This window comes from Mesorhizobium sp. M4A.F.Ca.ET.022.05.2.1 (assembly GCF_003998845.1).
Taxonomy (GTDB): Bacteria; Pseudomonadota; Alphaproteobacteria; order Rhizobiales; family Rhizobiaceae; genus Mesorhizobium.
Genome location: NZ_RZOJ01000224.1, coordinates 1 through 10,010 on the forward strand (window position 1 = coordinate 1; position 10,010 = coordinate 10,010).

10 protein-coding genes and 1 pseudogene are annotated in these 10,010 nt (G+C 66.3%); 6 read left to right on the top strand and 5 right to left on the bottom strand.

Annotated elements, in window-relative coordinates:
• Positions 1 to 683 (bottom strand): SDR family NAD(P)-dependent oxidoreductase (locus EN745_RS21935; protein ID WP_127422238.1); only part of this gene is annotated, 683 nt, incomplete at its 3' end.
• Between the two features lie 224 nt (positions 684 to 907).
• Here EN745_RS21935 and EN745_RS21940 point away from each other — a divergent pair.
• Positions 908 to 2,023: an anhydro-N-acetylmuramic acid kinase gene (locus tag EN745_RS21940; RefSeq protein WP_127422239.1), complete on the top strand. Its 1,116-nt coding sequence runs from the start codon at positions 908 to 910 to the stop codon at positions 2,021 to 2,023.
• Between the two features lie 60 nt (positions 2,024 to 2,083).
• Here EN745_RS21940 and EN745_RS21945 read toward each other — a convergent pair whose 3' ends face one another.
• Positions 2,084 to 2,512 carry a GNAT family N-acetyltransferase gene (locus EN745_RS21945; protein ID WP_127405571.1) on the bottom strand — a complete coding sequence of 143 codons (429 nt, stop codon included), beginning with the start codon at positions 2,510 to 2,512 and terminating at the stop codon, positions 2,084 to 2,086.
• Between the two features lie 61 nt (positions 2,513 to 2,573).
• A complete protein-coding gene (locus EN745_RS21950) occupies positions 2,574 to 3,764 on the bottom strand; it encodes an MFS transporter (RefSeq protein ID WP_126056124.1) in 1,191 nt (396 codons plus the stop codon).
• A gap of 48 nt (positions 3,765 to 3,812) precedes the next feature.
• Between EN745_RS21950 and EN745_RS21955 the strand changes: the two genes are divergently transcribed.
• Together EN745_RS21955 and EN745_RS21960 are read left to right on the top strand one after the other, a co-directional pair.
• On the top strand, positions 3,813 to 4,352 hold the full coding sequence (locus EN745_RS21955; RefSeq protein WP_126056125.1) for an Lrp/AsnC family transcriptional regulator: 540 nt from the start codon (positions 3,813 to 3,815) through the stop codon (positions 4,350 to 4,352).
• A gap of 307 nt (positions 4,353 to 4,659) precedes the next feature.
• Positions 4,660 to 5,682, top strand: coding sequence for a LacI family DNA-binding transcriptional regulator (locus tag EN745_RS21960; protein WP_127422240.1), 1,023 nt, complete (start codon positions 4,660 to 4,662; stop codon positions 5,680 to 5,682).
• On the opposite strand, the gene EN745_RS21965 is transcribed toward EN745_RS21960, so the two are convergent.
• On the bottom strand, positions 5,670 to 6,653 hold the full coding sequence (locus EN745_RS21965) for an alpha/beta hydrolase (protein ID WP_127422241.1): 984 nt from the start codon (positions 6,651 to 6,653) through the stop codon (positions 5,670 to 5,672). The two genes, EN745_RS21960 and EN745_RS21965, sit on opposite strands and share 13 nt — an antisense overlap.
• A gap of 14 nt (positions 6,654 to 6,667) precedes the next feature.
• Positions 6,668 to 7,816 carry a Gfo/Idh/MocA family oxidoreductase gene (locus EN745_RS21970; RefSeq protein WP_127422242.1) on the bottom strand — a complete coding sequence of 383 codons (1,149 nt, stop codon included), beginning with the start codon at positions 7,814 to 7,816 and terminating at the stop codon, positions 6,668 to 6,670.
• A 179-nt stretch (positions 7,817 to 7,995) separates the two neighbouring features.
• Between EN745_RS21970 and EN745_RS21975 the strand changes: the two genes are divergently transcribed.
• The 3 genes and pseudogenes from EN745_RS21975 to EN745_RS21985 all read left to right on the top strand — a co-directional run.
• A complete protein-coding gene (locus EN745_RS21975; protein ID WP_127422243.1) occupies positions 7,996 to 8,796 on the top strand; it encodes a class I fructose-bisphosphate aldolase in 801 nt (266 codons plus the stop codon).
• Positions 8,797 to 8,799: 3 nt separating this feature from the next.
• Positions 8,800 to 9,758, top strand: a pseudogene (locus EN745_RS21980) (PfkB family carbohydrate kinase).
• The coding region (locus EN745_RS21985) for an ATP-binding cassette domain-containing protein (RefSeq protein WP_145992092.1) at positions 9,739 to 10,010 on the top strand (272 nt) is incomplete at its 3' end. The pseudogene EN745_RS21980 and the gene EN745_RS21985, both read left to right, overlap by 20 nt.

Here is a 10,010-nt window from a genome sequence, read left to right on the forward strand (position 1 = left end):
ATCTCGACCCAGGGCCTGAGCTCCACCTCGAAGCTCCAGGCGCTGCGGTGCTGGCGGTGGACCGCAAGATAGGTCTCGGCAATCGCGTCCGGCGACAGGCGGCGATCCGGCCGGTCCGGCTCGGCCGCCTGCCCGGGCGGCTCGATCTGGCCGTCGATGATGAAATGCGCAACGTGGATGTTCTTTGGGCTGAGCTCGCGCGCCATCGACTGCGCCAGTCCGCGCAGGCCGAATTTCGGCATGGCGAAGCCGGCCGATCCCGAAAAACCTTTCAGGCTTGCCGTGGCGCCGGTGAACAGGATCGAGCCGGAACCGCGCGCCAGCAGCCGCAGCGCCGCCTGCTGGCCAACAAGGAAGCCGCCATAGGCGCCAACCAGCAGCGCCTGTTTCACGGCGTCCGGGTCGAGCTCGGCGATCGGTCCGCGCGTGCGCCCGCTGGCGTTGAAAACCGCGACATCGAGCGAGCCGACCTCGTCGGCGGCCTCGAACAGTCGGGCAACGGAGGCGGCATCCGATACATCCGCTTCCACCGCCTGTGCGCCGGTCTCGCCGGCAAGTGCCGCAAGCTTGTCGACATTGCGAGCGGCAAGGACGACTCGGAAACCTTCCTTGCTGAGAAGCCGCGCCAACGATGCGCTGAGGCCAGCACCAGCGCCTGCGATCACTGCGACATTGGCTGCCATGATTTCCTCCTGCGAATGCGGCACGGCTGGCGTGGCCGACACCTCTTCATCGGACAGCGTCGCGCCTTCGGCGGCAAGAGGCAAGAACGGTGTTGCTCGATTTTGGCCGCCCGGCGCAAAAGGGGGCCGGTCCCGACGGCAGGTTCCATCGCGACACCGCGAAACGCTTGCCTGCAGGACCGATCCGTCCGACAGGTGGTTCAACGGCGATTCGAGGAGCGACCATGCAACCAATCTGGGCCGTCGGCCTGATGACAGGCACCGTACTCGACGGCAATATTGACGTGGCGCTGATCAAGACCGACGGCGAGCGCATCGCCGACTTCGGCACCTACACGCTGGCGCCCTACCCGCAATCGATCCGCAGCCTTTTGGAGGAGACGCTGCGGCGGGCGCGCCTCTGGAACTTCGAGGGACCGGAGCCGGAGATCTTCCGCGAGGCCGAGGAGGCGCTGACGCGCGCGCAGTCGGCGGCGGTCAAGGATCTCGTGGAAGGCCAGGGCATGACGATGGCCGATATCGGCGTCGTCGGCTTCCACGGCCAGACCGTTCTGCACCGCGCCCCGCAGCCGGGGCAGATCGGCCGCACCCGTCAACTCGGCGACGGCGAATTGATGGCCGCCATTCTCGGCACCAAGGTCGCCTATGATTTCCGCTCGGCCGACGTCGCCGCCGGGGGACAGGGCGCGCCGCTCGCCGCCGCCTATCACGCGGCGCTGCTCAAGGAGGCGGACGCCAGCGGCGACACCGCCGTGCTCAATCTCGGCGGCGTCGGCAACGTCACCTGGTGGGACGGCAAGGACAACATCGTTGCCTTCGACACCGGTCCGGCCAATGCGCCGGTCAACGATTTCATCAAGGCGAAGGGCCTCGGCGAGATGGACCGCGACGGCAGGCTGGCGGCGGCCGGCACGGTCGACGAGGAACGGCTCGCGCTGCTGCTTCAACATCCGTATCTCACCAAACCCTATCCGAAATCGCTCGACCGTTTCGACTTCACCGCGGCGATGGCGGAAGGGCTCGGCACCGAGGACGGCGCGGCCACGCTGACCGCTTTCACCACCGCCGCCGTCGGCAAGGCGCTCGATCTCCTGCCGCGCCGACCGAAGCGGCTCGCGGTCAGCGGCGGCGGCCGCCGCAATCCGACCATGATGGCGATGCTTGCCAGCCGCGCTGGCGTCGAAGTCGTGCAGGCGGAGACCCTCGGCTGGAAGGGCGACGCGGTCGAGGCCGAGTGCTTCGCCTTCCTGGCGGTGCGCGTGCTGCGCGGCCTGCCGATCAGCTTTCCGAGCACGACAGGCGTGCCGCAGCCGATGCGCGGCGGGAGGCTGGCCGGGTAGGTTCCCGTTCGACGCAATTGCGGACGGAAACCGCTTCACACTTTCCTGGAATTGCTCTGATCAGAGGGCGAGCAGGCTCTTCTGCAGGAAGATGCGGCTGCGGCCGAGCGGAAAGTCATCCAGCGCGCCGAATGGCCGGTAACCCTGGCGCTCATAGGCCTTGACCGCTTTCGGATTGAAAGTGTCGATCCAGGCGCCGTGGCAGCCGCGCGCCACCGCCTCCTGTTCGGCGGCCTCCAGCATCTGGCCTGCCATGTGCTGGCCGCGCAGGCTCTCATCGACCCACAGCCATTGCACGAACAGCCAGCCCCAGGCGGTGTAGCCGGAGATGCCGGCGACCACCTTGCCCGCCTCGTCGCGCACGAAGACGGCGAGCGACTTTCGGCCCGAGGCGCCGACATCGGCGTCGTTAAAGGCCGTGAGTTGCTCGCCGAGGAAGGCGAGTTCCTGCGCCGAAGGATCGGCGGTGGTCTCAAGCGTCGTCTTCATCGCTTCGGCCCGTTCGGTTCCATTTGCCAGCCTTAGCGAAGGACCGAACAGGGACGCAAGCTTACTGCTGGGCAGTGCCTGCCGAGCGCCATGCCGCCGCCGAAGCGGCGACCAGCATCAGCAGGGCCGCGATCACGGCGCAATTGGCGAAGCCGAGGCTCGTATAGAGCGGCCCGAAGCCGGCGGTGCCGATGGAGACGGCGAGATAGGTGACGGAGCTGTTCAGGCCCATGATGGTGCCGCGCTGCGTGGGGTCGAGCGCGGTCAGGCGCATCACCAGGACGTTCAGCCCGAAATGGTTCGCAAGGCCCCAGAGGGCGATCGTCGCCATGAGCAGGCCGAAGCTGCCGCTGGCGGTGGCCATGGCGACATAGACGGCCGCCACCAGCAGATAGGCGAACGGCATGACGCGCCGGGCGCCGAGGCGATCGATGACGCCGTCGAGCAGTGCCGCCGCGCCAAACCCGAAACCATAGGCGAGTGCGGCCAGGCCATTGGCGCTGACCGGCTCGCCGAGGCCCTGGTGAAGGTGATCGCCGAGATAGCCGTAGACGCCGTAGAAGGCGGTCATGAAGGCGCCGCAGGCGATCAGCAGCGGCAGGATGCCGGGAACGGCGAGCGCCCCGAGCGGTGAAGGCGCCGGACCGCTTTTCTTGCTGTCGCGCAGCGAACTCATTGTCAGGCCGACGACGGCGATCGCGGCCAGGAGCGCGACGGCGGCGAAGACGGCGCGCCAGTGCACGAGATCGGCAAGCACGGCCGACAGCGAGACGCCGGCCACCATGGAGAGCGTCCAGCCGGTCAGCACGACGCCGATGGTGCCGCTTTCGCGGCCTGGCGGCGCGATCGCCGCCGAACTCGCGTAGATCGCCGGCATGGCGACGCCGGCGGCGATGCCGGCGACAAGCTGGGCCGCGACCAGCGCCGTCACCGTCGGTGCCAGCGCGCTGGCGACCAGGGCCAGCGCCAGCAGCAGCAATGCGCCCTGCAGCATGCGGCGCGCGCCCACCCGGTCGATATAGCGGGCAAGGAAGAGCGCGCTGGCCGAGGTGCCGAGGCCAAACGCGGCGGCCGCGCTCATCACCGCCGGCACGCTCGTCCCGAACGAGGTCGCCACGGCGGGCGCGATCGGGCCGAGAACCAGCGAGTTGGAACCGATGACGGCGATGCAGCCGGTCAGGAGATAGGCGAGCGCCGGGATTGGCGGCCGGGGCGCCGCCACCAGAATTGCTGATTGATCACTGTTCGACATATGCTCATAATGGCCGTATTTAATTCGGCATCAATGAGGAATTCCGATATGGATGAAGAAACAGATGGCATTCAGCGGAACAGGCAGCCTGCCCGCGATATCGACCCTATCGACCGAAAGATATTAGGCATCCTGGTCGACGACGCGACCATCAGCTACGCCGAGCTCGGCGATCGCGTCGGCCTGTCGCCGCCGGCGGCGCATGAGCGGGTGAAGCGCCTCAAGCGCAGCGGCGCCATCCGCGCCACGGCGGCGATCATCGACCCCAGAGCGGTGAAGAAGCCGCTGCTCGCCTTCGTGCATATCGACACCAGGGGCTGGGGCAAGACGCCGGAGCTGATGGCGGTGTCCGAGTTCCCCGAAGTCGAGGAGATCCATACGGTGGCCGGCGACACCTGCATGCTGCTCAAGGTCCGCACCGAGGACACGCGCGCGCTGGAGGGATTGCTGTCACGGCTTTACGAAACGCCGGGCGTCACCTCGACGCGCAGCTATGTGGTGCTGTCGACCTATCTCGAGCGGCCGGTGCAGCCCGGCATCACGCAAGAATGGCCGGCGCCCCGGCATATGGCGACGCCGGTCTACTAGAGCATGATGCCGGAAAGTGTGAAGCGGTTTTCGGACGACATCATGCTCTATTTCTTTGATTTAGAGCCGGATTCAGATTTCACGTCGATTCGACCTGAAATCATCCGGCTCCGGGCGTCACCCTCGCTGCAAGCTGCACACGCTTCTGCACAAAATTTACGCATGCAATAATTTCTCATAACGCGTTGAAACTTGAAAACTTGTCTGTAAAGTTTCACCTTGCAGGTGCGCGCCGGCGCGCTCTAACTAGGTGCCGGGGCAGTCGCATGGGGCCAAAGGTTTGGATATCCATGCCGCGAGGGTTGGAATGGCGATGACGCACAAGACGATGGAGGATTTCGCCCGTTCCTGCGGCGTCTCCAGACCGACGCTGTCGAAATATTTCGACGATCCGACCAGCGTCAAGCCAGCGACCAGGAAGCGCATCGAGGAAGCGCTGCGCTCCTCCGACTATCAGCCCAATCTGTTTGCCCGCAACCTCAACCGCAAGCGCACCCGCAGCATCGGCATCGTCGTGCCGACGGTGACCGACCCGTTCTATTCGGAGATGGTCAGCCGCATCGAGCTTCGGCTGCGCGACGAAGGCTACTGGCCGATCGTCATTTCCTCGCACGGCTCGACCGAGCTCGAGGTCGAGGCGACGCGCACCATCCTATCCTTGAAGGTCTCCGGCGCGCTCGTCGCGCCGCTCGGGCGGCGCTCCGATCACCGCACGCTGGAGAAGCTGACGCAGGCCATCCCGATCGTTTATTTCGACACTTATCTCGAAGGCGGCACGCCCTTCGTCGGCAACAACAACACGCAGAGCGTCGCGACGATCGTCGAGTATCTCTGCCGATCGGGCGACGCGCCGGTCTATTTCGACATTCCGCATGTCAACCACAACTCGCCCGAACGGCTGGCCAGCTATGTCGCCTCGATGAAGCGGCTCGGGCATGAGCCGATCTCCATCGGCAATACCAGGGACTACACTTGGGATTTCGAGCGGATCGGCTACGAACAGACCGAGAGGATGCTTGCCAGTGGCGGCCTGCCGGGCAAGACCATCCTGTGCAACAACGACCGTCTCGCCTTCGGCGTGATGGCGGCCGCCTTCTCGAAGGGGATCAAGGTCGGCCGCAAGGCGGACTGCGACCTCAGGGTCGCGGCGCATGACGATCATCCGCTCAGCCGCTACACCTGCCCCGGCCTCACCACCATGGCGCAGGACTTCGCCGCCATGGCCGGGCGCAGCGTCGAGACGCTGCTGGCGCTCCTCAACGAGGACGAGACGGCGGTCGCGCCCAAGGTCAATCTCGACGCGACTTTGGTGATGCGTCAGTCGGCTTGATCTTTCACGAAAGCGCGATCGAATTCACGCCATGCGGTAACAGCCGCCTCTACCGCCTGCCGCGCCGCCGGGCCGTGGCGGCCCATCGAGACGAAGCCGTGGATCTGGCCCGGCCAGCGCTTGAGCACCATCGGTACACCGTCTTCCTGGAGACGTTTCGCATAGGCCTCGCCCTCGTCGGCGAGGATATCGTGGCCGGCAACGGCAACGAAGGCGGGGGCAACACCTGCAAGGATTGCGGCCTTCAACGGCGAGACGCGCCAGTCGCCTATTTCGCTTGGATCTCGGACATAGTGGTTGCGGAACCAGGCCATGGTCGAGGCGGTCAGGCCGAAACCCTCGGCGAAGCGGCGATAGCTGTCCGCCGTCTGTGATGCATCGGTGTTTGGATAGAGCAAAAGCTGCGCGGCGAGCGGGATGCCATCGTCCCGCGCGAGCAGGCTGAGCACGGTGGCCAGGTTGCCGCCGGCGCTGTCGCCGGCAACGGCAATGCGCCGCGCATCGATGCCGAGAGCGGCGGCCTCATCCCGCATGAAGGAGAGCACGGCGCGGCAGTCCTCGACCGCCGCCGGAAACTTGTGCTCCGGCGCCAGCCTGTAGGCGGGTGAAACGACGACGCAAGCCGCGATGTTGGCGAACCAGCGGCAGATCTCGTCATGCGAGTCGAGATTGCCGATCACCCAGCCGCCGCCGTGCAGATAGAGCAGCGGCGGAGCAGCCTGGGCCGGCGCCCCCTGCCCGCGATAGATTCTTACCACCAGCGATCCGCCGGGTCCGGCGAGCGTGCGCTCACCGACCGATCCAACCGGCTCGCGCTCGCCCTGCAGCTCCGGAAAGCCCTGGTCATAGGCGCGGCGCGCCTCGTCGGGAGTGCCGGTCTCGAACGGCGGGGGGGCAGCCTGCCGGCCGAGTTCGAGCACGTGGCGGGCTTGCGGATCGAGCCCGGTTGCCGTCGAGGGCGATGTCGTCATCGGGCGGCCTCCCGTCAGGCCAGCAGGCTCGTCGCCTCGTCCTCGGCGAGAAGCGGCGGCTGGTCGACGGTGCCATTGACGGCAACCGATCCGCGGCTCTCGCCCGAGGCGAGGATCGCCTCCATGATCTCCAGCACATGCAGCGCCAGTTCGCCGGAGGCGCGCGGCCTCCTGCCTTCGGACAGCGACCGGACCAGATCGGCGACACCGAGCATGCGGTAGTTGGCGCGGTCGGGCGCGGCATAGGGCCAGTTGCGCGCGCCGTAGAGCTCGCCGTCGCTCTCGAAATCCTTCCAGTCGGCGCCGCGCGCCGACAGCGAGACGGTGCCGCCGAACGTGTCGGGATCGGGGAGTTTCAGCGAGCCCTCGGTGCCGTGCAATTCGATCGGATGGTTGGAGTGCCTGAAGACATCCCAGGAGGCGCCGAAGGTGACCGTGGCGCCGGAGCGGAATTCGAGCAGCGACAGGATGTTGGTCGGCGTGCCGACCTTGAAGCTGGTGTTCTTGAAGGGACCGTCGGCGGTGATCAGCCGCTCCTCCTGGCCGCGCGTCGCCATGGCCATGACGCGGGCGACCGGGCCGAGCAGGTTGACCAGCATCGTCAGGTAGTAAGGGCCCATGTCGAAGACCGGGCCACCGCCGGGCTGATAGTAGAATTGCGGATTGGGATGCCAGTGCTCCATGCCGCGCCCCATCATGAAGGCCGTGCCGGTCACCGGCCGGCCGATGGCGCCCTCGTCCATCAGGCGGCGCGCACGGCGCCCGGCGGCACCGAGGAAGGTGTCGGGGGCCGAGCCGAGCAGCAGGCCGCGGCTGGCTGCTTCGGCGACCAGCCGGCGGCCGTCGCCGGCCGAGGTTGCCAGCGGCTTTTCGGTGAAGACGTGCTTGCCGGCCGAAAGCGCCGAGAACGAGATGTCGAAATGCGCCGCCGGTATCGTCAGGTTGAGGACAAGTTCGATGTCCGGGTCGGCCAGCAGCGCGTCGGCGCCGAGCGCGCGGATGCCGTATTCCTTGGCATGGAGCGCCGCCATGTCGGCGGAAATGTCGGCACAGGCGCGCAACTCCATCCCGCCGAACAGAGCCGCATTGCGCAGATAGGTCATCGAGATGTTGCCGCATCCGATGACACCGATGCCGAGCTTTGTCTTTGATTTTCCGTGCATTTTCGATCGTACCTCCCAACGCGGCCACGGCTTGGCCGCACCCTGGTGCCAGCAATGGATCACAATCGAAAGCCGCTATACAACATTTTAATTCTTGACGCGCGTAAAAATTTTATGGAGCATATGGAAACGCTGACGCAGCAGATTTTGAAAACAACCGATTGGGGAATTTTGAACTCATGAGCCTCGGAACCAAGGTGCGCCTTGCGCGCCTCTTCTCGCATCCATCGGGGAATCTTTTTGGCGGCGCCGTCGACCACTTCGTCGGCTATGGCGACGTGCGCAAAGGCGGCCTTGCCGACCTGCCGGGCGCGCTGGCGCGCGTCATGGCGGGCAAACCCGACTACGTCAGCATCCAGCCTGGCACCGCCCGCCATCTGTGGCCGCAATATGCGGGCAAGGCTTCCCTGGTGATCCAAGCGGGTTGCTTCACTCCGGACGATCGCATCAGCGAGCTGATCGCAACGCCCGAGGATGCGGTGCGCGCGGGGGCCGATGCGTTGGCCGTGGCCATTCCGGTGCGCGGCGCGACCGAGGGCAAGTACATACGCTGGCTGACCGATTCGGTGAACGCGGCGGCTCGCTACGGCATGCCGGTGGTGGCGCATATCTACCCGCGCGATTTCACCGACGGGGCGAAAATCGTCTTCACCCCCGACGAGATCGCCTATGCGGCGCGCATCGGCTACGAGTCCGGTGTCGACGTGATCAAGATCGGCTACACGGGCGATTTCGAGTCGTTCCGAGAGACCGTCCGGACCTGCCCGGTGCCGGTTGTAATCGCGGGTGGTCCGAAGACCGATACGCTGCTCGGCGCGCTTCAGCAGACGGCGGACGCCATCCGTGCCGGGGCGCGCGGCGCCGTGGTCGGCCGCAATCTCTGGGGGCATGGCGATCCGCAGAAGGCAGCGCTTGCCTTTCGCGGCGTCATCCATGACGGCCTTTCGGCGCAAGAGGCGCTTACGAAGGCGGGTGCCTGAACGATGCCCACCGTCCCCTCGATCCTCGGCTTCGGCGCTATTGCGATCGACGACATCGTCTACGTCGATCAGCCGTTGTCGGCTGGCAAGGGGAAGGTTCTGCAAAGTGCCCGCGCTTTCGGGGGAAATGTCGCGACGGCGCTGGCCGCCGTCGCGCGGCTCGGCGGAACCGCCGGGTTCATCGGATGGCTGGGCACTGGCGCGGACGACGCCGCGCTGCGCGATCTCGTGGCGAGCGGTGTTGAAACCGCATTCGCGCCGCGCCACCCCGACGCGCGCCCGGTGCGCTCGCGCATCACCGTCGGTTCTGACGGGGAACGGTTCATCGCGTATGACGACGATGCGATGCTGGGCACCGCTCCGGAATTTCCGGACGATATTCTTGGCCGCGCGACCGCGCTGATCGTCGATAGCTACGCGATCCGGTCGCTGGATGTCGTGGCCCGGGCTCGCGATCTCGGCCTTGCGATTCTCGGCGATATCGAATGGAGCGCCGGCCCAGCCACGGAGCGGCTGATCGCGCAATGCGACCATCTCATTCTTCCCCTCGGCTTTGCGCGGACTGCCACAGGCCGCCGATCGCCGGCCGAGATGCTCGATGCATTGTGGTTGCCGTCGCGGTCCGCCGTGGTTCTGACCGATGGCGGCAGGGGCGTCTACTATCGCGGGCGCGACGAGACAGGGCTCTGGCACCTGCCCCCGCACCGGGTTGACGTCGTCGACTCGACCGGCGCCGGTGACTGCTTTCATGGCGCCTATGCCCATGCATTGACGCGCGGGGCCGACACCGCAGGCCGGGTGGCGTTCGCGGCCGCGGCGGCAGCCCTGTCCGTAACGGGGCGTGGTGGGCGCGAAGCGCTGCCCACCAACGACCAGGTCACGAAACTTCTGACATCTACGAACGCTCGTCAGCGGTCGAACTGAGACTTGTGGAGGAGGAAGATGGCAGAAGTCATTCTTGAGAATATCTGCAAGACCTACGGGAACAATTTTCACGCCATCGACCAATTGAACCTGTCGGTCGAGGACGGCGAGTTCCTGATCCTCGTCGGCCCGTCCGGCTGCGGCAAATCCACTGCGTTGCGGATGATCGCGGGACTGGAGGACATCACGAGCGGCAGTCTTCGCATCGGCGGCGTCGACGTCGTCGACATGCCGCCCAAGGACCGCGACAGCGCGATGGTCTTCCAGAGCTACGCGCTCTACCCGCACAT

Coding starts and splice junctions, on each gene's coding strand:
- EN745_RS21940 (WP_127422239.1), top strand. CDS start 908: ATGCAACCAATCTGGGCCGTCGGCCTGATGACAGGCACCGTACTCGAC.
- EN745_RS21960 (WP_127422240.1), top strand. CDS start 4,660: ATGGCGATGACGCACAAGACGATGGAGGATTTCGCCCGTTCCTGCGGC.
- EN745_RS21970 (WP_127422242.1), bottom strand. CDS start 7,816: ATGCACGGAAAATCAAAGACAAAGCTCGGCATCGGTGTCATCGGATGC.
- EN745_RS21950 (WP_126056124.1), bottom strand. CDS start 3,764: ATGTCGAACAGTGATCAATCAGCAATTCTGGTGGCGGCGCCCCGGCCG.
- EN745_RS21955 (WP_126056125.1), top strand. CDS start 3,813: ATGGATGAAGAAACAGATGGCATTCAGCGGAACAGGCAGCCTGCCCGC.
- EN745_RS21945 (WP_127405571.1), bottom strand. CDS start 2,512: ATGAAGACGACGCTTGAGACCACCGCCGATCCTTCGGCGCAGGAACTC.
- EN745_RS21975 (WP_127422243.1), top strand. CDS start 7,996: ATGAGCCTCGGAACCAAGGTGCGCCTTGCGCGCCTCTTCTCGCATCCA.
- EN745_RS21965 (WP_127422241.1), bottom strand. CDS start 6,653: ATGACGACATCGCCCTCGACGGCAACCGGGCTCGATCCGCAAGCCCGC.